23 protein-coding genes and 1 tRNA gene are annotated in these 24,634 nt (G+C 68.2%); 7 read left to right on the forward strand and 17 right to left on the reverse strand.

Annotated features, from left to right (window positions below; translation table 11 throughout):
• Nucleotides 1–2: 2 nt before the first annotated feature.
• Genes LQ938_RS00115 through LQ938_RS00140 form a run of 6 tightly spaced genes read right to left on the reverse strand, consistent with a single transcriptional unit; the run spans nucleotide 3 to nucleotide 7,134 of the window.
• Nucleotides 3–1,778, reverse strand: coding sequence for a protein kinase domain-containing protein (locus tag LQ938_RS00115; protein WP_223722033.1), 1,776 nt, complete (start codon nucleotides 1,776–1,778; stop codon nucleotides 3–5).
• Nucleotides 1,775–3,232 (reverse strand): peptidoglycan D,D-transpeptidase FtsI family protein, encoded by a 1,458-nt coding sequence (locus LQ938_RS00120; RefSeq protein ID WP_223722034.1) that lies wholly within the window; start codon nucleotides 3,230–3,232, stop codon nucleotides 1,775–1,777. The genes LQ938_RS00115 and LQ938_RS00120 overlap by 4 nt, the downstream gene beginning before the upstream one ends.
• Nucleotide 3,233: 1 nt before the next feature.
• On the reverse strand, nucleotides 3,234–4,619 hold the full coding sequence (locus LQ938_RS00125) for an FtsW/RodA/SpoVE family cell cycle protein (RefSeq protein ID WP_223722035.1): 1,386 nt from the start codon (nucleotides 4,617–4,619) through the stop codon (nucleotides 3,234–3,236).
• Nucleotides 4,616–5,851, reverse strand: coding sequence for a Stp1/IreP family PP2C-type Ser/Thr phosphatase (locus LQ938_RS00130; RefSeq protein ID WP_223722036.1), 1,236 nt, complete (start codon nucleotides 5,849–5,851; stop codon nucleotides 4,616–4,618). The genes LQ938_RS00125 and LQ938_RS00130 overlap by 4 nt, the downstream gene beginning before the upstream one ends.
• 9 nt (nucleotides 5,852–5,860) lie before the next feature.
• Nucleotides 5,861–6,385: an FHA domain-containing protein FhaB/FipA gene (locus LQ938_RS00135; protein ID WP_223722037.1), complete on the reverse strand. Its 525-nt coding sequence runs from the start codon at nucleotides 6,383–6,385 to the stop codon at nucleotides 5,861–5,863.
• Complete coding sequence (locus LQ938_RS00140; RefSeq protein WP_223722038.1) at nucleotides 6,382–7,134, reverse strand: FhaA domain-containing protein; 753 nt, start codon at nucleotides 7,132–7,134, stop codon at nucleotides 6,382–6,384. Before LQ938_RS00140 ends, LQ938_RS00135 begins: the two co-directional genes overlap by 4 nt.
• A gap of 175 nt (nucleotides 7,135–7,309) precedes the next feature.
• On the opposite strand from LQ938_RS00140, the gene LQ938_RS00145 reads away from it, so the two are divergent.
• A tRNA-Leu gene (locus tag LQ938_RS00145) sits at nucleotides 7,310–7,392 on the forward strand.
• A gap of 330 nt (nucleotides 7,393–7,722) precedes the next feature.
• Here LQ938_RS00145 and LQ938_RS00150 read toward each other — a convergent pair.
• Entirely contained in the window at nucleotides 7,723–7,980 is a 258-nt protein-coding gene (locus LQ938_RS00150) for a hypothetical protein (protein WP_223722039.1), read from the reverse strand.
• A gap of 496 nt (nucleotides 7,981–8,476) precedes the next feature.
• Between LQ938_RS00150 and LQ938_RS00155 the strand changes: the two genes are divergently transcribed.
• Nucleotides 8,477–8,683 carry a cold-shock protein gene (locus LQ938_RS00155; protein WP_223722040.1) on the forward strand — a complete coding sequence of 69 codons (207 nt, stop codon included), beginning with the start codon at nucleotides 8,477–8,479 and terminating at the stop codon, nucleotides 8,681–8,683.
• A gap of 60 nt (nucleotides 8,684–8,743) precedes the next feature.
• Here the strand turns inward: LQ938_RS00155 and LQ938_RS00160 are convergent, their stop codons facing one another.
• The 10 genes from LQ938_RS00160 to LQ938_RS00205 form a co-directional block, all read right to left on the reverse strand.
• Nucleotides 8,744–9,418, reverse strand: coding sequence for an HAD hydrolase-like protein (locus tag LQ938_RS00160; RefSeq protein WP_223722041.1), 675 nt, complete (start codon nucleotides 9,416–9,418; stop codon nucleotides 8,744–8,746).
• Between the two features lie 19 nt (nucleotides 9,419–9,437).
• Nucleotides 9,438–10,130, reverse strand: coding sequence for an endonuclease NucS (gene nucS / locus LQ938_RS00165; RefSeq protein WP_223722042.1), 693 nt, complete (start codon nucleotides 10,128–10,130; stop codon nucleotides 9,438–9,440).
• Nucleotides 10,131–10,218: 88 nt separating this feature from the next.
• Nucleotides 10,219–10,788, reverse strand: a complete 570-nt coding sequence (locus LQ938_RS00170; protein ID WP_223722043.1) for an NADPH-dependent FMN reductase — start codon at nucleotides 10,786–10,788, stop codon at nucleotides 10,219–10,221.
• Entirely contained in the window at nucleotides 10,785–12,272 is a 1,488-nt protein-coding gene (locus tag LQ938_RS00175; RefSeq protein ID WP_223722044.1) for an amidohydrolase family protein, read from the reverse strand. The genes LQ938_RS00170 and LQ938_RS00175 overlap by 4 nt, the downstream gene beginning before the upstream one ends.
• 56 nt (nucleotides 12,273–12,328) lie before the next feature.
• Nucleotides 12,329–12,703, reverse strand: coding sequence for a hypothetical protein (locus tag LQ938_RS00180; RefSeq protein WP_223722045.1), 375 nt, complete (start codon nucleotides 12,701–12,703; stop codon nucleotides 12,329–12,331).
• A complete protein-coding gene (locus LQ938_RS00185; protein ID WP_223722046.1) occupies nucleotides 12,700–13,560 on the reverse strand; it encodes a hypothetical protein in 861 nt (286 codons plus the stop codon). The genes LQ938_RS00180 and LQ938_RS00185 overlap by 4 nt, the downstream gene beginning before the upstream one ends.
• Before the next feature lie 2 nt (nucleotides 13,561–13,562).
• The gene (locus LQ938_RS00190; protein ID WP_223722047.1) at nucleotides 13,563–14,387 is read right to left on the reverse strand and encodes a citryl-CoA lyase; all 825 of its coding nucleotides are present in this window, start codon (nucleotides 14,385–14,387) and stop codon (nucleotides 13,563–13,565) included.
• On the reverse strand, nucleotides 14,384–15,550 hold the full coding sequence (locus LQ938_RS00195; protein WP_223722048.1) for a CaiB/BaiF CoA transferase family protein: 1,167 nt from the start codon (nucleotides 15,548–15,550) through the stop codon (nucleotides 14,384–14,386). The genes LQ938_RS00190 and LQ938_RS00195 overlap by 4 nt, the downstream gene beginning before the upstream one ends.
• A gap of 103 nt (nucleotides 15,551–15,653) precedes the next feature.
• Nucleotides 15,654–16,457 carry an IclR family transcriptional regulator domain-containing protein gene (locus LQ938_RS00200; RefSeq protein ID WP_223722049.1) on the reverse strand — a complete coding sequence of 268 codons (804 nt, stop codon included), beginning with the start codon at nucleotides 16,455–16,457 and terminating at the stop codon, nucleotides 15,654–15,656.
• Between the two features lie 79 nt (nucleotides 16,458–16,536).
• Complete coding sequence (locus tag LQ938_RS00205) at nucleotides 16,537–17,766, reverse strand: MFS transporter (protein ID WP_223722050.1); 1,230 nt, start codon at nucleotides 17,764–17,766, stop codon at nucleotides 16,537–16,539.
• A gap of 60 nt (nucleotides 17,767–17,826) precedes the next feature.
• Between LQ938_RS00205 and LQ938_RS00210 the strand changes: the two genes are divergently transcribed.
• The 5 genes from LQ938_RS00210 to LQ938_RS00230 all read left to right on the forward strand — a co-directional run bounded on the left by LQ938_RS00210 (nucleotide 17,827) and on the right by LQ938_RS00230 (nucleotide 24,594).
• Nucleotides 17,827–18,900, forward strand: coding sequence for a LacI family DNA-binding transcriptional regulator (locus tag LQ938_RS00210; protein WP_223722051.1), 1,074 nt, complete (start codon nucleotides 17,827–17,829; stop codon nucleotides 18,898–18,900).
• 72 nt (nucleotides 18,901–18,972) lie between these two features.
• Nucleotides 18,973–21,876: a Na+/H+ antiporter subunit A gene (locus LQ938_RS00215; protein WP_223722052.1), complete on the forward strand. Its 2,904-nt coding sequence runs from the start codon at nucleotides 18,973–18,975 to the stop codon at nucleotides 21,874–21,876.
• Nucleotides 21,873–22,469: a Na(+)/H(+) antiporter subunit C gene (locus LQ938_RS00220; protein ID WP_223722053.1), complete on the forward strand. Its 597-nt coding sequence runs from the start codon at nucleotides 21,873–21,875 to the stop codon at nucleotides 22,467–22,469. Before LQ938_RS00215 ends, LQ938_RS00220 begins: the two co-directional genes overlap by 4 nt.
• Nucleotides 22,466–24,037, forward strand: coding sequence for a Na+/H+ antiporter subunit D (locus LQ938_RS00225; RefSeq protein ID WP_223722054.1), 1,572 nt, complete (start codon nucleotides 22,466–22,468; stop codon nucleotides 24,035–24,037). Before LQ938_RS00220 ends, LQ938_RS00225 begins: the two co-directional genes overlap by 4 nt.
• Nucleotides 24,034–24,594, forward strand: coding sequence for a Na+/H+ antiporter subunit E (locus tag LQ938_RS00230; RefSeq protein ID WP_223722055.1), 561 nt, complete (start codon nucleotides 24,034–24,036; stop codon nucleotides 24,592–24,594). The genes LQ938_RS00225 and LQ938_RS00230 overlap by 4 nt, the downstream gene beginning before the upstream one ends.
• The last annotated feature ends 40 nt before the right edge of the window (nucleotides 24,595–24,634 follow it).

Genomic DNA, 24,634 nt, shown 5'->3' on the forward strand with positions numbered 1-24,634 from the left:
CGTCAGGGGGCGACGGGCGCGGTGATGCCGTTGCCGGTGCCGGTGGTGGCACTCGGGCTCGGGCTCGCGGCGGCCTGCACCGTGGCCTGAGCCTGCGGCGACGCGTCCGAGTCCCGCGTCGTTCCGTTACCCGAGCCCGAGCAGGTGACCGTGTAGCTCACGATGAGGGCCTGGCTCGTGTTCGACCCGACCTCGAGCTCGATCGGGCGCTGGTTCGGTCCGGCCTGCGCGGTGGACTGCCCGGTGCTGGTGAAGATGCCGTTCACCGCCGTGAAGTTGTAGCTCACGACGGACCCGGTGCCCGAGGGGCAAGAGAACCCGTCCCAGTTGATCTGCACCGTGGAGCCCGGGCGCACCGTCTGCACGGTCGTTCCGTTCTCCTGGATGCGGGGCACGGTCGGTGCGCCGACGGCGGTCTGCTCGCCGTACACCGACAGGGTGACCGGGTCGCCCTTGGGCACGTTTCCGGACGGCTCGACGTCGTAGACGGTGCCCACCTGTTCGCTGGAGGACGCGGGCGTGCCGACATTGCACGTGACACTCGTGAGCCCGGCAGCCTCCGCGATCCCGCGCGCCTCGTCGCAGGTTCTGCCGACGAGTCCGAGCGTGCTGACATCGACGGTGGTGGCGCTCGGTGAGGGCGTTGCGCTCCGCGACGGGGTGGCTGCGGGCGTCGACTGGGACGTCGTCGGCGCCGGCTCCGCGCTCTGATTGCCGAACAGCGCCCACACGGTGCCGACGAGCACGATCACGAGAAGAGCGATCAGCGCGATGAGCGGCCACGTCCAGGGGCTGCGCTTGCGCTTTTCCGGCTCGTCGGTCGTCGTCGAGTTGATCGACGTGCCCGCGGGCAGCATCTGCGTCGCGGCGGAGGTGTTGCCGACGCCGAGCAGCTGCGTCGCGTCGTCGCCGTTCAGCCCGGAGGCGACCGCGGGAACGGCAGCCGCAGCGGCGGCCACGTCACCGCGACGAAGGGCGCTGGCCGCACGGGCGACCGCGGCCGACGACGCGGGGCGCTCTTCGGGCTTCTTGGCGATCATCGCCATCACGAGGTTCTGCACCGGCTCGGCCACCGTCGGCGGCAGGGGCGGCGGCTGCTCGTTGATCTGCGCCATGGCGATCGCGACCTGCGATTCGCCCGTGAAGGGACGCTTTCCGGCGAGCGACTCGTACGCGACGATGCCCAGCGAGTAGGTGTCGGTCGCGGGGGATGCGGAATGACCCGACGCCTGTTCGGGCGAGAGGTACTGCACCGTTCCCATGACCTGCCCGGTCGCGGTGAGCGGCACCTGGTCGGCGATGCGGGCGATGCCGAAGTCCGTGATCTTCACGCGACCATCGGGCGTGATGAGCAGGTTTCCCGGCTTGATGTCGCGGTGCACGAGACCCGCGGCGTGCGCGGCCTGCAGAGCGGATGCGGTCTGCGCCACGATGTCGAGGGTCTTGTCGGTCGACAGCGAGCCCTCGCGCTCGAGGATCGTCGAGAGGGCTTCGCCCGGAACGAGCTCCATGACGAGGAAGGCGGAGCCGTTCTCCTCGCCGTAGTCGAAGACGCTCGCGATGCCCTCGTGGTTCACGAGAGCCGCGTGCCGGGCCTCCGCGCGGAAGCGCTCGAGGAACCCGGGGTCCCCCATGTACTCGTCCTTGAGGATCTTGATGGCGACGGTCCGGCCGATGACGTGGTCGGTCGCCTCCCACACCTCGCCCATGCCGCCGATGGCGACCCGAGAATCCAATTCATACCGGCCACCGAAAGTCGCACCCTGCGTCGGTCTCATCTGCCCAGCACCGCCTCCATGACCTGTTTTGCAATGGGAGCCGCGATGGAGCCACCGCTGCCCGACTGTCCTCGCCCGCCGCCGTTCTCGACGACGACCGCGACAGCGACCTGCGGATCGTCCGCGGGCGCGAACCCGGTGAACCAGAGCGAATACGGCTGTGTGTCACCGTTCTCCGCTGTACCGGTCTTACCCGCCACTTCTACTCCATCTATTCTTGCATTCGACGCCACGCCGGAACTGACGTTGGCCACCATCATGCGGTTGAGTTCTGCTGCCAGATCGGACTCGAGCGCCCGGCCGTACTCGGAATCCTCCGGTGCGCTTTGCACCGAGAGATCCGGTCCGATCACCTGATCGACCATGCGCGGGTTCATCACGACTCCGTCGTTGGCGATCCCGGCCGAGACCATCGCCATCTGCAGCGGTGTCGCGATGACCTGGCCCTGCCCGAAGCCGGTCAGGGCGGTCTGCGGTTCGTTGAGGCCCTCGGGGTAGCTCGACGCCGTCGACGTGAGGGGCATGTCGAACGTGCTGTTGAACCCGTACTTCTCCGCCTCGGCGCGGATGGCCTCATCCCCGAGCTGCACGGCGAGTTCGGCCATCGGGATGTTGCAGCTGAGTCGCAGCGCGTCGGCGATCGTGACCGTCTCGCCGTCGCCGCAGGTGCCGCCGCCGGCATTGCTGATCGACGTGCTGGTGCCGGGAAGGGTGTACGAGGCGACGTTCGGCATGGTCGAGTCGGGCGTGAACTGGCCCGACGCGAGGGCGGCCGACACGACCACGAGCTTGAAGGTCGACCCGGGAGGGTTCAGGTTGCCGGCGATCGCGCGGTTCGACAGCGGATGCAGCGCGTTGTTGTTGAGCTCGTCGTACGACGACTGCACCGCGTTCGTGTCGTGCGCCGCGAGCAGATTCGTGTCGTAGCTCGGGCTCGTCACCATCGCGAGGATCCGGCCCGTGGACGGTTCGATCGCGACGACCGCACCCTGCAGGTCGCCAAGGGCGTCGAAGGCCGCCTTCTGCACGTTCGCATCGAGCGAGAGCACGACGTTCGATCCCTGCGGCGATTGGCCGGTGAAGGTCTGCTCGATGCGACTGAAGAACTGGGCGCTGCCGGTGCCGCTGAGGTCCTGGTTCATCGCCTGCTCGATGCCGGTCGCCGATCCGAGTGCCGCGTTGATGTAACCGGTGACCGGTGCCCACATGGCCGCATCCGTGTACACGCGCTGCCAGCTGTAGACGTCGTTCGACGGTACCGAGGAGGCGATCGCGGTGCCGCTGGCGATGATCGAGCCGCGCTGCACCTCGTAGGAGTCGTACAGCGCGCGCTTGTTGTACCCGTTCTCGGCGAGTTCGCCGGCCTGCACGACCTGGATCCAGCTCGTCGAGCCGAAGAGCACGAGGAACATCGCGAGCATCACGAAGCTCAAGCGTCGGAGTTCTTTGGTCATGTCAGCCGATCACCACCCGGGGCTGGTTGCGGACCGCATCCGAGATCCGCAGGATCAACGCGACGATGATCCAGTTCGCCACGAGCGAGGATCCACCGGCGGCGAGGAACGGGGTCGTCAGACCCGTGAGCGGGATCACCCGGGTCACGCCGCCGACCATGATGAACACCTGCAGCGCGATCGTGAACGACAGGCCGGTCGCGAGCAGCTTGCCGAAGTCGTCTTGACCGGCGACGCCGACGCGCAGGCCGCGGCTCGTGAACACCATGTACAGGCAGAGGATCGCGAAGACGCCGATCAGCCCGAGCTCTTCGCCGAGACTCGGGAAGATGTAGTCGCTCTGCGCGAGGGGCGTGAGCGAGGGGCGTCCCTGGCCGAGGCCGGTGCCGAGCAGACCGCCGTGCGCGAGCCCGAACACACCCTGCACGAGCTGGAAACTGCCGCCGTCACGGTCGATGATCGCGGGGTTGAAGGCATCCAGCCAGTTGGCGAACCGCCAGCCGACGTACGTGAGCGCCTGGGATGCGGCCACCGCGCCGGCGACCGCCAGCCCGACGCCGAGGAGCACCCATCCGGTCTTGCCGGTCGCGACGTACAGCATCGCGACGAACATCCCGAAGATGAGGGTTCCGGTACCGAGGTCGCGCTGGAGCACGATGATGCCGAGCGACACGAGCCAGACGATCAGGATCGGGCCGAGGTCGCGCGCGCGGGGCCACGTGATGCCGAGGAAGCGGGTGCCGACCGACGTGAGGCTCTCGCGGGTGCGAACGAGGTACCCGGCGAAGAAGATCGCGAGGGCGATCTTTGCGAGCTCGCCGGGCTGGAACGAGAAGAACCCGAGCGACACCCAGACATCCGCGTTCTGGTTTGTGCCGAGACCCGGAACGAACGGCAGCAGCAGCAGGGCGATGCCGATGAAGCCCGAGACGTACGTGTAGCGGAAGAGCACCCGGTAGTTGCGGAGGAACAGCACGACCGCGACGCCCGCGGCGATCGCGATGCCCGCCCAGGCCAGCTGGCGGGTGGATGCGGCATCCCACCCCACGCTGTCGATCTCGATGTCGATGCGGTAGATCATCGCGATGCCGAGCCCGGTCAGGATCGTCGCGATCGGCACGACGAACGGGTCGGCGTCGCGGGCCACGAAGCGCAGCACGATGTGCAGCGCGAGCGCGAGCGCGGCGAGCCCGCCGCAGAAGTACAGGAAGCTCGGGTCGATCGCGCCGAGCGCGCCGAGCTGCACGGCGGCGACGGCGGCGCCGTTCACGACGAACGCGAAGAGCAGCAGACCCAGTTCGCGGTTACGCTGCTTCTGCGGCATCCGGATGCGGCGAAGCGCCTTCATCACCGACGTGTCGGCGGAGACCTGAGGTTCGGCGGTCATCCGGCGTCCTCCGTCGGGGCGAGGCGCGCCACGATCTGCATGGCGTCGGAGAGGGAGCGCGCGGAGATGGTGCTCTCGACCTTCTCGCGATCGAAGTCGCTGAGGTTGGCGAGGGCGATGCCGGTGTCTTCGTAGGCGCTCGAGAGCGGGATGGGGCCGATGCTCTGCTGAACACCCTGGAAGATGACGACCGAATCGTCGTCGGCGCCGACGTAGTAACGGGTCTGCGTCCAGTTGTAGCCGATGAAGAGAGCGCCGGCGATGACGATGAGAACGAGGATGAACCCGACGAGCCATCCGGCACGGCGCCGGCGCGCGCGCCGGCGGTCCTCTTCGATGAGCTCCTCGAGGAACTCCGGTGCGGGTTCGAAGTGCGTGGGCTCGTTGGCCGCCTGGCGCCCGGGATGCAGCCAGGACGGGCGCCCGGGCCGGGCCGCGGGCACCTCGATGCCGGTCGGGTTCGAGGCGGAGCCGACGATCGCCGGGGTGCCGGAGAACACCGGATGCGCGCCGCCGATGTCGACGATGACGACCGTCACGTTGTCGGGGGCGCCGCCGTCGAGGGCCTGCTTCAGAAGCAGGTCGGCCGTGCGGGCCGGGGCCTGGCCGCTCGCGAGGGCCTTCTGGGTGTGCGCGTCGTCGACGACACCTGAGAGTCCGTCGGAGCACAGCAGCCAGCGGTCGCCCGGCCGCGTCGGCATGATGAACGTGTCGACCTCGGGGTCGGGGTCCATGTCGCCGAGCACGCGCATCAGCACCGATCGGCGCGGGTGGTAGCGGGCTTCTTCGAGGGTGATCCGACCGGAGTCGACGAGGCGCTGCACGAACGTGTGGTCGGTCGTGATCTGGGTGAGGGCGCCGTCGCGGAAGAGGTAGATGCGCGAGTCGCCGATGTGCGCGATCACCGCGTAGTCGTCGACCATGAGCAGGGCGCTGACCGTCGTGCCCATGCCGGAGAGTTCGGGGCGTACCTCGACCGTGTCGATGATGTCGGTCGCGGTCTCGGTGATCGCCTGCTGGAGGGCGTGTTCCGCATCCGTCGTCGTGTCGAAACCGTGGTCGAGTCGGGCGATGCGATTCACCGCGAGGCTCGACGCGACGTCACCGCCGGCGTGACCGCCCATGCCGTCGGCGACGACGAACAGGTTGGAGCCCGCGTACCCGGAGTCCTGGTTGTTCGAACGCACCTTGCCGGTGTGCGAGAGCGCCGCGCTCGACCCTTGGAAGACCATGTCTCGGGGTCAGCCCTGCAGCTCGAATGTCGTCGCGCCGACCTTGATGGGCGCGCCGATGATGACCGGAACGGGGTTCGCGACGCGCTCGCCGTTGTGCCAGGTGCCGTTGGTCGAGTCGAGGTCCTGGATCATCCACTGGTCGCCCCACAGCATGAGGCGCGCGTGGTGGCTCGACGTGTAGTCGTCGCGAACGACGAGCCCGGATTCGCTCGAGCGTCCGATCGTGAGCGGCTCGGTGCCGAGGGGAAGTTCCAGGCCGGTCTTCGGGCCGCTCGTGATGATGATCCGCGACACGGTCTCGGTCGTGGCCTTGCCACCCTTGGCGCGTGCGACGGGGGGCTTCGAGACGGCAGCGGTCGCGGCGGCCGGCGAGGAGACGGGCGCGGGAACGGATGCGGCGACGGCCTCCGGCATCTTGCGCACGCGCACGCCGAACAGATCGGCGCGGAGCGAATAGACGACCGCGAACACGAAGAACCAGAGCAGGACGAGGAACCCGATCTGGATCAGAAGGAGGGTCAGGGGACTCACGAGTGAGATTCTCCCCATTTTTCGGCCTCACCGAGGGAGAACGCCCGGGTCGCGTCATCGTGGCGCGACGGACGAGAGGGCCCGGAGGCCTGTGCGACGACCCGGAAGACGATGTCGGTGCGGCCGATCGTCACGGTCGCGTCGGGGGGGAGCGGGGCTTCGGAGACCTTCGAGCCGTTGAGCTTGGTGCCATTCGTGGATCCGAGGTCGCGCACCATGGCGCGCTCGCCGTCCCACAGGATCTCGACGTGCTTGCGGCTGGTTCCCGCATCCGAGATCGTGATGTCGGCGTCGCTGCCGCGACCGATGACGGTGCGCGCGGCAGTGAGCGGATGCCGTTTGCCCTCGACGTCGACGACCGCGGTCCAGCTCACCCGGCCGGCGGCGGTGGTCGATTCGACCCGCAGTTGCCCGGTGGACAGGCGCTCGTCGCGCGCCAGCGTGATCGAGAGAGCGCCGGCGAGCGAGTAGCCCTGCGCGCGGGCGTGCTTCTGCACCAGAGTGTCGAGCTCGTCGGTCAGCGTGCGGCCGATGGCGCGCATCTTCTCCGAGTCGGTCGGCGAGAGGTAGACCGTGAACGTGTTCGGCACGAGGATGCGCTCGCGGGAGACGATCGCGGCCTTCGTGTCGAGCTCGCTGCGGAGCGCCGACGCGATGTCGACGGGCTGGATGCCGCTGCGGAAGGTCTTGGCGAACGCACCATTAACGGCGCGTTCGAGACCTTTCTCGAAGCTGTCTAGTAGTCCCACACGACTCCTCAGGCAGGGCAGACGGGTCCAACCATCGTAGAGGCCCGGGGTGTGCTGCACATGGTGATGTGCTGCGAGCGGGGCGCCGACCCGGGTTTTCGCGGCCGATTCAGCCGCGATACATCCGCCGTGATACGCTCTGGAGGTTGAATTGGCGGTTCTCGGACCGTCATTCGCGCGAGTGGCGGAATGGTAGACGCGCTGGCTTCAGGTGCCAGTGCCCGCAAGGGCGTGGGGGTTCGAGTCCCCCCTCGCGCACAGGCAGGCCCTCTCGTTTTAGAGAGTCGACATGCCGAATGTGCGATACGAGCCGGTCGGAGCTGAGAAGCCCGACCGGCTTTCGCGTTCCCGGTGATACCCGCGGTGTCAGGGCACGTAGTTCCCGAAGTTCGGCTAAACCGGCCATGGTCGTCCCGGCGGCCAGCGCCTTGCCCTGATCCGACTGAGCCTCGGATTGCGCCATCCCGTACCAGACCCACGCGACGGCCAGGGTGGGATCGGACAGCACGCCCGCCACCCAGAACCCCACGCGGGGCAGTGCCGACCGCTTCGTGCGCACCGTGTCCGGTGCCGCAGCGGACACCAGGCTCAGACGGCGCCGACCGGGCGGGCCGACGTCTGCAGCGTGTAGTGCTTCGTGAGCTGCGGATAGACCCATGTTGTCTGGCAGCGCTTGTAGATGATGTAGCCGCTCGACGCGTAGCTGTTCATCCGTGCGACGCAGGTGTTGTAGTTGTCGAACTTGTACGAACGCGTCGCCGCGGCGTTCGCGGGTGTGGCGACGGAGAAGACCAGGACGAGGGCGGTGAGTGTGCTCGTGAGTGCAATACCGATGCGCTTGACCATGGGTGGGAACGTAACACCGGGCTGCCCGGGCTCGCCAGCGCCGCTGTCGGATGGGGAGAACCTGGGGATTCGGTATGCAGGGCCATCCCCGGCCGTCACCATACGAAGTGGCGGGTAAACTCGTCCGTGCCGCTCCCCACGATTCCCCCAATCGCGGAGCGTGCCGCCCCCTCCGCTCCCCCCAGCTGGAGGGGGCATCTCTTTGTGCACGTGACCACATCGCGGTGGATCTCGGTGTTCCGGTCGTAAACGCGTATCTTTCATACTCCTGAATCAGTAGAGTGAACTGTCGCGCTCAGCGCGGCATATCCGGGGGGATCCGTCGACGCCCGGGCCTGAGAGCTTTGCTCGGCCCGGGCGTCGTATGGTTAACGGCCCGAGTCGTGCATGCAACGTTTTCGTCACCTTCTGTCACCCTCTCGCAGGCGCGACAACACCCCGCTACGGTAAGCAGCACACCGGCGCACAGGGTGCCGGACAGCACAGAAGGCATTGCATGAGCACGCAGGGTACGGTCAAGTGGTTCAACTCGGAGAAGGGCTTCGGCTTCATCGCCCCGGATGAGGGCGGCGCCGACGTCTTCGCCCACTTCAGCGCGATCGAGGGCAACGGCTACCGGTCGCTGGAAGAGAACCAGCGGGTGGAGTTCGAGGTCGAGCAGGGTCCCAAGGGTTTGCAGGCAGCGAGCATTCGGGCTCTCTGATCTGCGAGAAGGGGCGGGATGCATCAGCATCCCGCCCCTTCTTCTCTGCGCAGACGCGGGTCAGTCGTCGACCAGCAGCAGCGTGCGCAGTTCGTCCACGGTGTCGACGGCGGCCTGCGCGCCCTCCGACTCGTGCGGCCAGCTGAATCCCCAGCGCACGAAGATGACGGGCACGCCCTGAGCGTTGCCGCCCTCGACATCGTGATGGCGGTCGCCGATCAACACCGGCCGTGACGTGTCGACGCCCGCGGCCTGCAGCCGCCGAAGCGCCTCGGCGACGATGTCGGCCTTCTTGGCGAGGGTCTTCTCGTCGAGCGTGGCGCCCGTGATCGTGGCGAGGTGCTCGGCGAGGCCGAAGTGCTCCATCAGCGCGACGACCTGAATCTCGGGCTTCGAGCTCGCGGTTCCCTGCGGAATACCGGCCGCCGCGATATCTGCGACGAGCTCGCCGACCCCGGGGTAGAGCTTCGCGCCGGTCGTGTAGCCGTCGGCGCGACCGAGCGTGCGGTAGAACGTGACCGCATCCATCGCACCCTCCGGCGTCATTCCGCCCTGCTCCTGGAAGGAGTCGTACAGCGGCGGACCGATCCAGTGCACGAGTTCCGGACGCGTCGGCGCGGGCTTGCCGAAGTGCTCGAGGGTGATCGACAGACGGCGCAGGATGCCGTCGGATGCGTCGACGAGCGTGCCGTCCACATCCCAGAGGATGCAGGAGAACGGGGAGCGGGCGGTCATGTCTCTACGCTAGCCGCGCTCAGAACAGGCGAGGAGCACCCGACTGGATGCCCTTCATGCCCTCGTAGTCGAGCGTCACGCAGCGGATGCCGCGGTCGGTCGCCAGAACGCGCGCCTGCGGCTTGATCTCTTGCGCGGCGAACACGCCCTTCACCGGCGCGAGATGAGGGTCTCGGCCGAGCAGCTCGAGATAGCGCGTCAGCTGCTCGACGCCGTCGATGTCACCGCGCCTCTTCACCTCGACGGCGATCGTGCCGCCGGCGGGATCGCGCAGCAGCAGATCGACCGGCCCGATCGCGGTGGGGAACTCGCGGCGAACGAGGGTCAGATCGTCGCCGATCACCTCGACCTGCTCGGCGAGCAGACGCTGCAGGTCGGCCTCGACGCCGTCCTTCTGGAGCCCGGGGTCGACACCGAGCTCATGCGAGGAATCGTGCAGAACCTCGTAGATCTTCACGACCAGGGCGTCACCCGTCTTGGCGTGCGTCACGCGCCACTGTTCGATGACGCCGACGCTCGCCGCATCCGGTTCGGGCTCCTCGAGAACCAGGCGGCACGGCGGGCTCATCCAGTTCAGCGGCGCGTGTTGGATGTCTCGGTGGAACGCCACCGTGCCGTCCGCCTTGATCATGATGAGACGGGTCGCGAGGGGGAGATGTGTGTTCAGTCGACCGGAGTAGTCGACGGAGCAGCGGGCAATGATGAGGCGCACGTACTCATTGTCTCAAGGCGCACGTTGTGTTGTCGTCGGCGGCGGTCAACCCATCACCGGCCGTCGCTGGCGCGACACGGCACCGCGTTTACGCGGGCCCGCGTGCACCCCGCAGAGCGACCAGCTCGTCGAGCAGGACTGCCAGCGCCCTGTCGTGCCGATCCGTTGCGGTGAACACGCCGTCGGCGACGTGCTCCGACACCCAGGCGATCTCGACGTTCGTGCTCAGGCACCGCATGCCGAGGTTCACCATGACAGGCTGCAGGGCGACGACCGCGCGAGTGCCGCCCGAAAGTCCGCCGTAGCTCACGACTCCTACGGGTTTCCCTGACCACTCCGCATGCAGGTAGTCGATGGCGTTCTTCAGCGGCGCCGAGAAGCTGTGGTTGTACTCGGGCATCACGAAGATCATCGCGTCGGCCGCCGCCACTTGTGCGCTCCATCGCTTTGCCGGTTCGCCGATGTAGTGCCCCAGCTTCGGATGGTGCGGCTCGTCGTGCAGCGGGAGCCGCAGTTCACGCAGGTCGACGAGATCGATGTCGAACGCCTCCGCCTCCGGATTCGGCGCGTGCGCTTGGGCCGCCGCGACCACCCAGTCGCCGACGGCGCGGCCCACCCGCGTCTCGCGGATGCTCGCGACGAGCACGAGGAGGCTCACAGCGCCACGTCTGCCCGCTCCGACTCCTTCTGATGAGTCGAGGCATCCTTGTACTCGGTGTACGTGTAGGGGTTGTCGAGCATCTTGGCCTCGGGGGCGTCGGGGTTCATGCCCTGCGTCCAGGCAGGTTCGCCGAGTTCACTCTGCAGGTAGTCGACGGTCGACTCGACGTCTCTCTTCACCGAGGCGAGGTCGTCGCCCAGTAGCCTGCCGTCGTACTTGGCGATCACGCCGTCGACCATCACCGTGTGCACGTCGCCACGGCCGGCTTGCAGCGCGATGTGCCCGTTCGGATTGAGGATCGGGTACATGGTCGGCGAGTGGTCGTTCTTGATGAGAACGATGTCGGCACGTTTGCCCACCTCGAGCGAACCGACCAGGTTCTGCATGCCGAGGCCCTCGGCCCCGCCCCGCGTCGCCCAGTCGACGACGTGCTCGGCGCGCAGATGCGAATGGGTGACGGTGTCGCCGTGCTCGTGGGCCTTGATGTGCTCCCATCCGCGATCCGCGCCGAGTGTCGACCGCATGGCCGAGAACAGGTCGCTCGAGAACCACACGCTGGTGTCGACCGACAGAGAGACCGGGATACCGTGCTGACGCAGGATCCACGACGGTGGATACCCCTGGCCGCAGCTCAGCTCGCTCTCCGTCGAGAGGGAGACCGATCCGCCGGTGGCGGCGATGCGCTGGTATGAGTCGTCGCTGAGCGTGGCGGCGTGCACGTAGACCGTCTCGGGTGCCATGAACCCGTTCTCGTGCATGAGTCGGACGCCGTCGTCGTTGGTCGCCCCCCAGACCCCGGCGTGGGTCGTGACGGGCAGCCCGAGCTCGCGGGCCGCCTCGAACGCCGCGCGCTCGGGAAACGCAGGGTCGCCGGTCACGTCGAACGCCAGCTGGAATCTCAGGTCGTCGGCGCCCGTGTTGTTCTTCGCGAGGAAGGCGAGGACGTCGGGGTCGGCGGACCACTCCCACGGGCCGGCAAAGATGTTGCCGTAGGCGAGCACGAATCGCCCGGTGGAGGCGCGGAGGGCGTCGAGGGCGGCCTCGCCATGGTCGATGGTGCGGAGTCCGTGCGACCAGTCGACGGTCGTCGTGACACCCGCATCGATCGCGTCGAGCGCCGACAGGCGGTTGCCCGCGTGCACGTCTTCGGGGCGGAAGCTCTTGCCGTGCTCGAGGTAGTACCAGACGAAGTACTGGGTGAGGGTCCAGTCGGCGCCGTACCCGCGCATGGCGGTCTGCCACATGTGCCGGTGGGTGTCGATCATGCCCGGCATCAGGATGCCGTCGGTCGCGTCGATCTCGAAGGTGCCGTCCGGCACGGCCAGCCGCTCGCCGATGGCTGCGACGCTGTTGCCGATGACGAGCACATCGGAGTTGTTCAGAACCCGTCGCCGATCGTCGACCGTCACGACCGTTCCGTTTCGGAAGACGACCGGCCTGCCGTCTGTGGGCGGCTCGGGGATCTTCGGGTTCTGCGACATGATTCGACTCCTTCGGCGATGTCTGTTCGGGACGCTGGATGGTGGTGCGGGAGGGCTCAGAGGGCGACCGTCGGGTAGTCCTTGCCGATCCAGTGGGCGAGCCTGACTGCGTACTCCCGCTGGAACGCCAGCGGACCGGACGCGGTCTCGTACTCGTCGTTGTAAAGGGCGATGAAGATCGTGAGCGTCAGGAAGAAGTGCGCGCCGAGCTCGAAGAGTCGCGTGTAGTCGTGCTCCACGAGCGCGCGGCGCTCCTCCTCGGTGAATGAGAGCCAGCTGGTCTTCTCGACTCGGTTCCCTGTGCCGAGCCACTGGCCGTACTCGGCCTCCCATCTCGTGACCAGGCCATCCGGATCGGCCTTGTATGCCGCCAGAAGCTCGGGGTCGCGGTCGACCTGGTACAGGAACTTGTTCACGTAGTACTTGCTCATCGCGGGTCACCGCCCGGGTACCAGGTCATGTACATCTCGCGGGTGTGGAAGAGGTCGAGCTCATCGACGTAGGAGGCGGGAATGGCGCCCGCGATGCCCATCATGAGAATGAGGTCCATGAAGCCGTGCGTGGCGTTGCCCGCGCCCGCCATCGACTCGTGCGTGACATTCTCGAGGATCGCGTCGATGTCGCCGGCGGCCAGCCAATCGATCGCCTTGCGGTCGAACTCGGGGTCGGGGCCGGTCTCGCCGAACTGCCTCGGTCCTCCGAGCTCGAGCGACAGGTGCCCGCTGCCGACGGCGGCGATGCGCAGGTCGCTGGGATACTCGTCGATGATGCTGCGGATGGCCCGGCCCAACTGCCAGAAACGCTTCGGGCTGGGCAGGGGCGGGGCGAAGATGTTCGTGTAGATCGGCACGACGGGCAGATCTGCGTCCGGCCGTGTCGTGATGATCGGGCAGATGATCGAGTGGTCGAGCTTCAGTTCGTGGCTGACGGAGAAGTCGAATCCCCGGTCGAGCAGGCCCTGCAGCATGTAGCCCGAGAGTTCCTCGTGGCCGTCGAGCACGTAGGGCGGGATGCCGAACTCACGTTCCTCGTTGTAGAAGATCGCGTCGTAGGTGGGCTGCTTGCCGATGAGGAAGGCGGGGTAGTTGTCGGAGAAGAACTGGTGGAAGTGGTCGGCTCCGACCATCACGAGGATGTCGGGCTTCGCGACGGTCAGCGTCTCGCGGTAGGCCTCGACCTTGCGCTTCCATTCGTCGGCCTGGGGCATCCGGCTTTCGGGCGGCGCGGTGGTGGCCTTGAGATAGAAGGGGTGGTGCGTGGTCGCTAGAACGGCGCTCAGTTCTGCCATCGTCAGGCTCCTTCGCCGGATGCGTCGGTTTCGCCCGATGCGGGGGCGGGTGGCACGTAGACCGCGTTCCGATCGACCGAATAGTAGACGTCGGGGCCGATCGGGCTGACCTGCTCCTCTCGGATGTGACCGAGCAACCCTGCCGTGCGGGCGAGCAGCGCGAAGCCGCGCAGCATCGTGACCGGCAGTCCGAGGTCTGCGAGGGCTGCGCCGGCGACTCCCGCGCCGTTCAGGGGCAGGTTCTTGCCGAGCACCTCGTGTTGCACCCGCCCGATGGCGGCGAACAGCCTCAGGTGCGGGCCCAGGGTGCCTTCCTTCGCGGCGATGCGCATGATCACGGGGGTGCGCGGATCGCCGTCCTTGTGCACCGGATGGCCGAGTCCGGGGATGCGCCGCTTTTCGGCCTTCGCGGACAGCAGTGCAGTGCGCGCCACCTGATCCCATTCGGCATCGCTGAAGGCCGCGGTGTCGCCAGTGAGGGACTGCACGATCGCGTCGAGGTAGAGGCCGGTGTCTTCGGTGACCCCCAGAAAGCGCGAGCCGCCGCCGAGCAGGCCGGCCGCGACGGCCCCCTGCAGCGAGTCCGGTGCGCTGTAATAGGTGAGCCGCGCGGCGATCGCGGTGGGCGTGAAGCCATGGTCCGCGAGCGACACGAGCACGGCTTCGAACACCCGACCCTCGGCCGCGGTCGGCGGTCTCTTGGCGACGAGCCAGAACGCAAGCTCGCCGAAAGTGACCTTGCCGAGAAGATCTGCGCTCAGATCCTGGCCCAGCAGTGAAATGCTCGACAGGTCGCTGGTTCCGATTCCGGTGGGGTAGTCGGTCATGATCTGAGCCAGTCCTTGATCTCGGTGTCGTCGGCGCCCAACGCGGGTGGGGCACTGCGGTAGGCGGGTGGAGTGAGTGAGAAGTCGATGGGATTTCTGATCATCGGCACTGCGCTCTCTCCCTCTCCCACGAGCACCACGGGATCGAGGCCGAGGCTCTCGGCGAGGGCCACGCCTCCGTCGATGGTGTTGATCGGCCCGCAGGCGACCCCCGCCCGGGTCAACGTCTCGAACCACTCGGCGACGGATGCGGTCGCCAGGGCCTCGAGGAGCAGGGGGCGCAGCGCCTCGCGGTTGCGGTTGCGCAGTTCGGTCTTCGCGAAGCGGTGGTCGTCGGCCAGTTCTGCGAGCCCCAATGCGGTGGCGAGCTTCACGAACTGGGCGTCGTTGGCGGCGACGATGACGATCTCACCGTCGGCCGCGGCGAGCGGTTCGTAGGGGAACAGACTCGGATGCGCGTTGCCCATGCGAAACGGAACCTGCCCGCCGGCGACGAAGGTTGAGCTGTGGTTGGCCATCGCCGAGAGCGCCGTCGACAGCAGATTCACCTCGACGTGCTGGCCCTCGCCCGTGTTGTTGCGGTGGTTCAGGGCGGCGAGGATGCCGATCGTGGCCTGCATCCCGGTCATGATGTCGAACACCGAGACGCCGCTGCGGTAGGCGGGTCCGTCGGATTCGCCGGTGAGGCTCATCAACCCGGATGCGGCCTGCACGATCAGGTCGTATCCCGGCAGCGACGCCCCGCCTTTCGAGCCGAATCCACTGATCGACGCGTAGATGACGGCGGGATTGAGAGCCGCGACGGAGTCGTAATCGAGCCCGAACTTGCTCAGGCCGCCGGGCCGGAAGTTCTCGATCACGATGTCGGCACGCGCGGCGAGCTCTTGCGCGAGTGCGCGGTCGGCGTGGTCGCCGAAGTCGAGCACCACATCACGCTTGTTGCGGTTGATGCCGAGGAAGTAGGTGGAGACACCGTCGCGCTCGGGTGGCACCCAGTCGCGGGTCTCGTCGCCCTTGGGACTCTCCACCTTGATGACGTTGGCGCCGAGGTCGGCCATCAGCTGCGTCGCATACGGGCCGGCGAGTACGCGGGAGAAGTCGGCGACCACGAGCCCCGCTAACGGGCCGGGTCGTGGGTTCGTGTGGGGGAATGGAGTCGTCATCGTCACCATATCTGCATTTGCGGACAAACGTCCGCCATGCGGACATGTGCTCAGTATGCGCCGCGAGGTGACGGTCGTCAATGGTGCAGGACGGACCTCCGGCTCACCGGCCGACGATCTCGCTGAACGGCCGACCCTCGAGCCTCGCCCAGTCAGCCGAGATGTGCGCAGCCGTCTCGAGAAGGGGGGCGAGGTGCCGCTCGATCAAGTCTGCTGTCGGCGTCTCTGCCGCATGCACCGTCACGTTGGCGGCTGCTCGAACCGTGCCCGATCCGTCGCGCACCGGGGCGGCGATGGAGCGCACGCCGGGCGCGAGCTCCTCGTCGGCCAGCGCCCAGCCGCGTTCGCGCACGAGGGACAGCTCACGGTCGAGGTCGGCGCGGTCTCGGGGTGCGATGACCACCCGCGACAGGCTGGGCTGGTCGAGGGCGAACTCGAGCGCATCCGGGGCCAGCCATGCCAGCAGCACCTTGCCCTGCGAGGTGACAACCGCGGGAAACCGAGTGCCGATCTCGACGCGCAGCGCAATGATCTTCGGCACCGCGACCCTGGCCGTGTAGACGATGTCACTGCCACTCAGTTGAGCCATCGACGACGACTCGCCGGTGAGGTGCACGAGGCCCTCGAGATGAGGCTTCGCCACCGTCCAGAGCCCCTGTGAGCTGACGAACGCGTAGCCCAGGTCGAGTACGCGGGGGGTGAGCTCGAATAGCGACGCGTCTTGGCGCACGTAGCCGAGCTCGATCAGGGTGGCGAGGAGCCGATGTGTCGTGGGCCGCGCGAGGTTCGTCTCGGCGGCGATCTCGGCCAGCGACATGCGGGGGCGGCCGTCGGAGAACGCTCCGATGATGTCGAAGCCGCGCGCGAGGGCTTCGACGAAGTTGGAGGATTCACTGCGGCCGGCCATGCGGTTCCTTTCGCGCGCTGTGCCGCCAGTATCGCTTACGCGGCGCGAGGCCCTTGTGGCCCGGGCGTCCCGGCCGCGCTCAGTGGCGCCCGGCCCCGACGTTCGCGCCGGGAAGGGGCTTCGCGGCACCCGAGGCGAAACCGGATGCGGCAACCAGCACGACGAGGATGAACAGCGTGTTCAGCAACCCGATGTGCTCGCTGACAAGGCCGAGGAGCGGGGGACCGGCGAGGAACGCGACGTAGCCGATCGTCGCCGCCGCGCTCACCCGGGCCGCGGCCCGGGCGGGATCGTCTCCGGCGGCCGACATACCGAGGGGGAACCCGAGCGACGCTCCGATTCCCCAGAGCGCCGCGCCCACGAAGACGAGCGGCAGGTTCGGCGCGAGGATGAAGAGGAGGAGCCCGGCGACCGCCGCGAGCGAGAGCACCCGGAGCACCAGAACCCGGCCGAATCGGTCGACCAGGGGCCCGCCGAACACGCGCACGACCGTCATGCTCACCGAGAAGACCGCGAGACCGAGCGCCCCGAGCTCCTGCTGGGCCTCGTGACCCTCCACGACGCCCAGCGCCAGCCAGTCGTTCGCGCCGCCCTCGGCGAACGACATGCCGAGCATGACCACACCGAGCGCGTAGGTGCGGGGCTCCCGCCACGCCGAAAGGGCGACGCCGATGCGTTCCCGCCAGCTCGAATGCGCAGGACTCTGCGCGGAGTCGCCGGTCTCGTTCCGCTTCGGCACGTTCGCGAAGCTGACGACAGCGACCAGGGCGAGCACGACGGCGATGACGCCCAGATGGGTGACCACGTTCCATCCGGCGCCGATGAAGACGACACCGAGCCCCGCACCCACGACCGTGCCGGCGCTGAAGAACGCGTGGAACAGGGGGAGGAGCGTGCGACTCGACTGCGCCTCGATCGCCGCGCCCTCGACGTTCATCATGACGTCAACGGATCCGTTGCCGAAGCCCCACAGCACGAGACCGGCGGTCACCAGCGGCACCGAGCCCGCCACATCCGTTCCCACACCGATCAACGCGATGCCGGTCGCGAAGACCAGGATGGCGCCGAGCATGCCGCCGCGTGCGCCGAACCTCGCCGTGATCAGCGACGAGAGCGAAAGCCCCACGATCGAGGCGATCCCGCCGATCAGGAGCATGATGCCGACCTGCACGTTGTCGATATCGAGGGTCTGCTTGATCGCGGGAACGCGCGACGCCCATGTCGCCACGCTCAGACCGCTCGCGAGGAAGATCGCGAAGATCGCCGTGCGCCATCGGACGAACTGGGAACGGGAGAGGACGAGTTCCATGTCGTCAGCGTACCGAATCGATTCGATGACCATGACCGCGTCGGTTACCATCGGAGCACCATGAACGCGCGTCGGGCAACGATCGCGGACGTCGCCCGGGTCGCCGGTGTCGCCGCCTCGACGGCGTCCGTCGTGTTCAGCGGCAAGACGCCGGTGTCGGAATCGACGCGGCAGCGCGTGCTCTCCGCCGCAGAAAACCTGGGGTACACCGGCCCCGACCCCCGGGCCGCATCGCTTCGACGCGGGCGCTCGGGCATCGTCGGCGTCGTCATGGGTGATCGCCTGCGCACCGCGTTCCGCGACCCGGTGACGACCGTCATGCTCGACGGCCTGGCCGAGGGAGTCGCCGCCCAGGGCGCGGGCCTGCTGCTGCTGCGCGAGGATGCCGAAGGCGGCGGTCCGAGCCTGCGGACGGCGCCCGCCGACGCCTTCGTGCTGGTCGGCTGCAACGGTCGCATGCGCGAGTCGCTCGACGCGATCCGCGGTCGCGGCATCCCGGTGGTCGTCATCGAGGGGGATGCGGGCGAGGGTGTGCCGCAGATCCTGCTCGACAACCGCGAGGCACAGGCCGAGATCGCCCGGCACGTGCGCGATCTCGGGCACGAGGACGTCGTGGTCGTCTCGCTCGCGGTGGCGGCCGCATCCGCACCCGGCTGGGTCGATCCGGACGCGCCGATCACCGTCGACGTCACGGCCGATCGCCTCCGGGGCGCGCGCGATGTGTTCCCGGATGCCCGGGTGTACTCCGCGAGCCGCAGCTCGATCGACGACGGCTACGCGGCCGCCGTCGCGGTACTCGCCACCCCCGGTGCGCGGCCGACGGCGATCCTCGCGCAGAGCGATCTGATCGCCGCGGGTGTCATTCGGGCGGTGCAGGATGCGGGACTCGTGGTGCCCGACGACATCAGCGTGACGGGGTTCGACGGGGTGTGGGTCGATGGGGTCGCGCCCCTCGAACTGACCACGATGGTGCAGCCGGCGGCCGACAAAGGACGGGCAGCCGGGGCCGCGATCTCGGCGATGCTCGCGGGCGAGCCGCCGGCCACCGTGCACCTGTCTTCTACGTTCCGCGCGGGTAATACCATCGGCGCCGTCAAGAATCCGACGGCGCCCGAGGGGCTCATCGCCCCGTAGAATGGCTGCAGACACCCCGATCGCCTGAGTCCTCCCGTCACTGCGGAGGCCGACGACCCCGAGGAGGCCGCAATGCTGGTGCTTCTCGCTGCGTTCGCCCTGGTGCCTCTTCTTCTTCCGCTGCTCGTTCGCCGCATCGGACCCCGCGCGTTCTACGTCGCCGCCGTCCTTCCGGCGATCGCGTTCGTCGACACGCTCTGGCGCACGCCCGATGTGCTCAGCGGCCGCATTCCGTTCGAGTCATACGACTGGATTCCTCGGCTCGGCATCGCTCTGTCGATGCGGATGGACCTGCTCGGCTGGGCGCTGACCCTCGTCGTCACCGGTGTCGGCGCGCTCGTCATGCTCTACTGCCGCTGGTACTTCCAGGGCAAGACGAACGGGCTCGCCCAGTTCTCGTCGGTGCTGCTCGCATTCGCCGGCGCGATGTACGGGCTCGTCCTCACCGACGACCTCGTCGTGCTCGTGATGTTCTGGGAGATCACGAGCATCCTGTCGTACCTGCTCATCGGCTACTACAACGCCCGCGGCGCGAGCCGGAGGGCTGCCCTCCAGGCGCTTCTGGTCACCACGCTCGGCGGACTCGTGATGCTGATCGGCGTCGTGCTGCTGGTCGTCGAGGCCGGCACCTCGAGCATGTCGGCGATCCTCGCAGCGGCCCCGACCGGCCCCGTCGTCAACGCGGCGCTCGTGCTGCTGCTCGTCGGCGCGCTCAGCAAGTCCGCGATCTTCCCGTTCCACTTCTGGCTCCCCGGCGCCATGGCCGCGCCGACCCCGGTCAGTGCGTATCTGCACGCCGCCGCGATGGTGAAGGCCGGCATCTACCTGATCGCCCGCTTCGCCCCCATCTACGCGATCGCCGAGCCGTGGCGCCCGATCGTCGTCTCGCTCGGTGTGTTCACGATGCTGCTCGGCGGCATCCAGGCGCTCCGCGAGAGCGACCTGAAGCGCATCCTGGCGTTCGGCACGGTCAGCCAGCTCGGCTTCCTGACGGTGGTGCTCGGCTTCGGCACTCGCGAGGCAGCGCTCGGCGGAATCGCGCTCCTGCTCAGCCACGCCCTCTTCAAGTCGGCGCTCTTCCTCGTCGTCGGCGTGATCGACCGGCAACTCTCGACACGTGACATCTCCGAGCTGTCGGGGGTGGGCAGACAAGCCCCGACGCTCGCCGTCGTGTCGATCATCGCGGTGTGTTCGATGGCCGGCGTCGCACCCACGATCGGTTTCGTCGCGAAGGAGTCGATCCTCGCGGCATTCCTCGACGACGGTTCGCCCTGGGCGCTCGTCGCGCTCATCGGCGTGCTGATCGGGTCGGCGCTCACGGCGGCCTACGGCATCCGGTTCGTCTGGGGTGCGTTCTGGACGAAGAAGGATGCGGATGGCGCGCCCCGGGCCCGCACCGAGTGGCCCGACCCGCCGGTCGGCTTCCTCGCCTCGCCCCTGATTCTCGCGGCGCTCACGCTCGGCGCAGGGCTCGCCGCCGGGCCGCTCGACACCGCGTTCTCGCTCTACGCCGACACGGCACCGGCCGCCGGCGAGTACACGACCCACCTGGCGCTCTGGCACGGCTGGGAGCCGGCGCTCTTCCTCTCGTTGGGAACGCTCGCGGCGGGGGCGCTGATCTTCTGGCTGGCGCTCCGCCTGAAGTTCGCGACGCACCGCCGTGTGCTGCCGTTCACGGCTCCCGACGCCTACAACGCCACGCTCCGCGGGATCGCGTGGCTGTCGGTGAAGGTCACCGGTTTCACCCAGCGCGGCTCGCTTCCCGTCTACGTCGGCACGATCTTCGTCGTCTTCGTCGCGGCGCAGGGAACCGCGCTGCTCGCCGGATCGGACTGGCGCGTCGCGCTCGAGATCTGGCAGTCGCCGACCCAGCTCTTCGTCGCCCCCGTGATGATCATCGCCGGCCTCATCGCCGTCCGTGCGCGAAAGCGCTACAGCGGAGTGGTGCTCGTGTCGGTGACCGGCCTCGGCATGGTCGTGCTCTTCGCCACGAGCGGTGCCCCCGACCTCGCGCTCACGCAGATCCTGGTCGAGACGGTCACGCTGGTCGCCTTCGCGCTCGTGCTGCGCCGCATCCCGGCCCGGATGGGTGACCACAACGCATCCGTCGCCCCCGTCGCCCGCGCGGTGCTGGCCGGCGCCGTCGGCCTCACGATGGCCTTCATCGCGCTCGTCGCGACGGGTGCGCGTCAGGCCCTGCCGATCTCGCTGCAGTTCCCCGAGCTGGCGTACGACCTCGGCCACGGCCGCAACGTCGTCAACGTCGCCCTCGTCGACCTGCGTGGCTGGGACACGATGGGCGAGCTCTCGGTGCTGATCCTCGCCGCGACGGGCGTCGCCTCGCTCGTGTTCGTGACGCACCGCGCCGACACGCTCTCGGATCTCACGAGTCCGCTCGACCGACTGCCGCGCCGTCGGCCGCTGCTCGAGACCGAAGACGGCCTGCGCCCGCAGAACTCCGGTGCCACCGGGCGCCGCGCGTGGCTCGTCGGGGGGCCTAAGGTGCGCGCCGAGGACCGATCGATCCTGCTCGAGGTCGTCGTGCGGATCCTGTTCCACACGATCATCATCGTGTCGCTGTACGTGCTGCTGGCGGGACACAACCTGCCCGGCGGCGGTTTCGCCGGGGGCCTCATCGCGGGCATGGCGCTCGTGATGCGTTACGTCGCCGGCGGACGCTACGAACTCGGCGCCGCCGCACCGACGGATGCGGGCCGCCTGCTCGGCGCCGGAATGCTGATCGCCGTGGGCACCGCCGTCGTGCCGCTGTTCTTCGGGGCCGCGCCGCTGACGAGCACGTTCTTCGAGCTCGACATCCCCGTGCTCGGCCACATCGAGTTCGTGACCTCGACGATCTTCGACATCGGTGTGTACCTCGTCGTGATCGGTCTCGTGCTCGACGTGCTCCGGAGCCTCGGTGCCGAGGTCGACCGCCAGACGCAGGAGCTGCGCGAGCGGACGGGGACGGTGCGATGAACGTCTCCCTTGTGCTCATCGTCATCATGGCGGTGCTCTTCTCCTGCGGCGTCTACGCCATGCTCGAGCGCAGCCTCACGCGCGTGCTCATCGGATTCATGCTGCTCGGCAACGCGGCCAACCTGCTGCTGCTGATCGTGATGGGGGCGCCGGGCCAGGCTCCCTTCTACAGCGAGGGCACCGACTCGAGCGAGTACTCCGACCCGCTGCCGCAGGCGCTCACGCTGACCGCGATCGTGATCACGTTCGCGGTGTCTGCCTTCCTCCTCGCGCTGATCTACCGCTCGTGGCAGCTCGGTCAGGCCGACACGGTCGAGGACGACGCCGTCGACGTGGCGCTGCGTGTGCGGACCGGCGACGACGACGAAGGAATGGACCAGGCGATCGACGACGAGGACGACGACGCGACGACCGACTTCGTGGATGCGGCGAGCACGCCCATCACCGTGCTCGGAAGCCGCGACGTGCCCGGGCTCCGCGACGACGCCCCCACGGATCGCGGCGACGCGCGCCGCACGCCACGCCCGGAGGGCGGGACCGACCTCGGCACCCTCGCCCCGCCGCCTTCCCCCACTGACGGAGACGACCGATGAGCGCCCTCGTCCCGCTGCTGGTGACGCTTCCGCTGATCGGCGCAGCCTTCACGCTCGTCTTCGGCCGCCGCCGCCGCATCCAGGTCGCCGTGTCGATCACCACGCTGACGACCGTCATGATCATCGCGGCCGTGCTGCTGGTGGTCGTCGACTCCGGTACGCCGCTCGCCGTCGCGGTCGGCGGATGGCCCATCCCCTTCGGCATCGTGCTCTACGTCGACCGGCTCGCTGCTCTTCTCGTGCTCGTCTCGAGCGTCGTGCTCCTGGCGGTGCTGCTCTTCTCCGTCGGGCAGGGCGCGGCGGATGGCGACGACGAGACCCCGGTCTCGATCTTCCACCCCTCGTACCTGATTCTGTCGGCCGGCATCTTCAACGCCTTCATCGCGGGCGACCTGTTCAACCTCTACGTCGGGTTCGAGATCCTGCTCGTGGCCTCCTACGTGTTGATCACGCTCGGCGGCACCGAATCTCGCATCCGCGCCGGTGTCGTCTACATCGTCGTCTCACTGGTGTCGTCGATCCTTTTCCTCGCGGCCATAGCCATGATCTACGGCGCGCTCGGCACGGTGAACATGGCCCAGATCGCCGAGCGGATGGTGGAGCTTCCGCAGGACGTGCAACTCGTGCTGCACCTCATGCTGCTGCTGGCATTCAGCATCAAGGCGGCCGTCTTCCCGCTGTCGTTCTGGCTGCCCGACTCGTACCCGACCGCTCCGGCACCGGTCACGGCGGTGTTCGCGGGCCTACTGACCAAGGTCGGCGTGTACGCCATGATCCGCACCGAGACGCAGCTGTTCGCCGACAGCAACGTGAACACTCTGCTGCTGATCGTCGCGCTCGCGACCATGATCGTCGGTGTGCTCGGCGCTGTTGCGCAGGCCGAGATGAAGCGCATCCTGTCGTTCACGCTCGTGAGCCACGTGGGTTACATGGTGTTCGGTCTCGCGATCGCGACGCCCGCGGCTATCGGGGCGACGATCTACTACATGGTCCACCACATCGTGGTGCAGACGACGCTGTTCCTCGCGGTCGGTCTGATCGAACGCCGCGCGGGCACCACGTCGATCCTGAAGCTGCGGGGTCTCATGAAAGCGGCGCCGGTGATCGCGGTGCTGTACTTCATTCCGGCCGTGAACCTCGGCGGGCTGCCGCCGTTCTCCGGCTTCATCGGCAAGTACGCGCTGTTCGACGCCGCCGCCGAGGTGGGCACGCCCCTCATGATCGTGCTGATCGTCGGCGGTATCGTCACCTCGCTGCTGACCCTGTACGCCCTGATGCGGTCGTGGAACCTCGGGTTCTGGCGCGAGGCAGGGCATGACGAGCCCGAGGTCGAGGCGCGCGTCGAGTACCTCGGCGACGCTCCCGCCGCCGGCATCCAGACCGAGCGCCGCGTCATCCCGCGCGTGATGACCGCCGCGACCGCTGGAATGGTCGCGGTGACGGTCGCGCTCACGATCTTCGCCGGACCGCTCTACGACTACTGCGCGCGCATCGGCGACGCCCTGCTGCAGCCCGTTCAGCTCGTGCAGGTCGATGACGGGGCCGCCATCACGGGAGCGGACTCGTGAGCCCGGCCGGCAAGAAGAGCCTGATCGCGCAGATCTGGCGGCAGCTGCCGTTCTTCATCTGGCTGATCGCCCTGTGGATGCTGCTCTGGGGCCAGTTCACCGTCGTGGCGTTCCTCACCGGGCTGATCGCCGCGATCCTCGTCACGCGGGTGTTCCGACTGCCGCCCGTGGAGCTGTCCGGCCGCGTGCACTTCGGGCACCTCTTCGTCTTCATCGCGACGTTCGTCGTCGCTTTGGTGCGCGGCTCGCTGCTCGTCGCGTGGCAGGTCGTGAATCCGCGGCGGTACCCGGGAACGGCGATCATCGCGGTTCCCCTCCGGATCGACGACGACCTGATCCTCGCCCACACCGCGGTGACCGCGTCGCTGATCCCCGGCTCGCTCATCATCGACATCGACCGCGATCAGCGCATCCTTTACCTGCACGTGATCGGCGTCGACTCCGACGACGACGTCGAGGCGCAGCGGCGGAGCGTGCAGCTCTGGGAGCGACGCATCGTCCGAGCTCTGGGTTCGCGCGCGCAGGTCGCCGCCATCCGGCAGGAGGAGAACGCGTGAGCGTCGTGCTGATCCTCATCTACGTCATCTTCGCGGTCGC

The organism is Microbacterium sp. cx-55 (genome assembly GCF_021117345.1).
Taxonomy (GTDB): Bacteria; Actinomycetota; Actinomycetes; order Actinomycetales; family Microbacteriaceae; genus Microbacterium.

Excerpts from the sequence above, each read along its gene's own strand:
- LQ938_RS00115 (WP_223722033.1), bottom strand. The coding sequence starts at position 1,778 with ATGAGACCGACGCAGGGTGCGACTTTCGGTGGCCGGTATGAATTGGAT.
- LQ938_RS00120 (WP_223722034.1), bottom strand. The coding sequence starts at position 3,232 with ATGACCAAAGAACTCCGACGCTTGAGCTTCGTGATGCTCGCGATGTTC.
- LQ938_RS00125 (WP_223722035.1), bottom strand. The coding sequence starts at position 4,619 with ATGACCGCCGAACCTCAGGTCTCCGCCGACACGTCGGTGATGAAGGCG.
- LQ938_RS00130 (WP_223722036.1), bottom strand. The coding sequence starts at position 5,851 with ATGGTCTTCCAAGGGTCGAGCGCGGCGCTCTCGCACACCGGCAAGGTG.
- LQ938_RS00150 (WP_223722039.1), bottom strand. The coding sequence starts at position 7,980 with ATGGTCAAGCGCATCGGTATTGCACTCACGAGCACACTCACCGCCCTC.
- LQ938_RS00155 (WP_223722040.1), top strand. The coding sequence starts at position 8,477 with ATGAGCACGCAGGGTACGGTCAAGTGGTTCAACTCGGAGAAGGGCTTC.
- LQ938_RS00160 (WP_223722041.1), bottom strand. The coding sequence starts at position 9,418 with ATGACCGCCCGCTCCCCGTTCTCCTGCATCCTCTGGGATGTGGACGGC.
- LQ938_RS00175 (WP_223722044.1), bottom strand. The coding sequence starts at position 12,272 with ATGTCGCAGAACCCGAAGATCCCCGAGCCGCCCACAGACGGCAGGCCG.
- LQ938_RS00180 (WP_223722045.1), bottom strand. The coding sequence starts at position 12,703 with ATGAGCAAGTACTACGTGAACAAGTTCCTGTACCAGGTCGACCGCGAC.
- LQ938_RS00185 (WP_223722046.1), bottom strand. The coding sequence starts at position 13,560 with ATGGCAGAACTGAGCGCCGTTCTAGCGACCACGCACCACCCCTTCTAT.
- LQ938_RS00190 (WP_223722047.1), bottom strand. The coding sequence starts at position 14,387 with ATGACCGACTACCCCACCGGAATCGGAACCAGCGACCTGTCGAGCATT.
- LQ938_RS00195 (WP_223722048.1), bottom strand. The coding sequence starts at position 15,550 with ATGACGACTCCATTCCCCCACACGAACCCACGACCCGGCCCGTTAGCG.
- LQ938_RS00200 (WP_223722049.1), bottom strand. The coding sequence starts at position 16,457 with ATGGCCGGCCGCAGTGAATCCTCCAACTTCGTCGAAGCCCTCGCGCGC.
- LQ938_RS00205 (WP_223722050.1), bottom strand. The coding sequence starts at position 17,766 with ATGGAACTCGTCCTCTCCCGTTCCCAGTTCGTCCGATGGCGCACGGCG.
- LQ938_RS00210 (WP_223722051.1), top strand. The coding sequence starts at position 17,827 with ATGAACGCGCGTCGGGCAACGATCGCGGACGTCGCCCGGGTCGCCGGT.
- LQ938_RS00215 (WP_223722052.1), top strand. The coding sequence starts at position 18,973 with ATGCTGGTGCTTCTCGCTGCGTTCGCCCTGGTGCCTCTTCTTCTTCCG.
- LQ938_RS00220 (WP_223722053.1), top strand. The coding sequence starts at position 21,873 with ATGAACGTCTCCCTTGTGCTCATCGTCATCATGGCGGTGCTCTTCTCC.
- LQ938_RS00225 (WP_223722054.1), top strand. The coding sequence starts at position 22,466 with ATGAGCGCCCTCGTCCCGCTGCTGGTGACGCTTCCGCTGATCGGCGCA.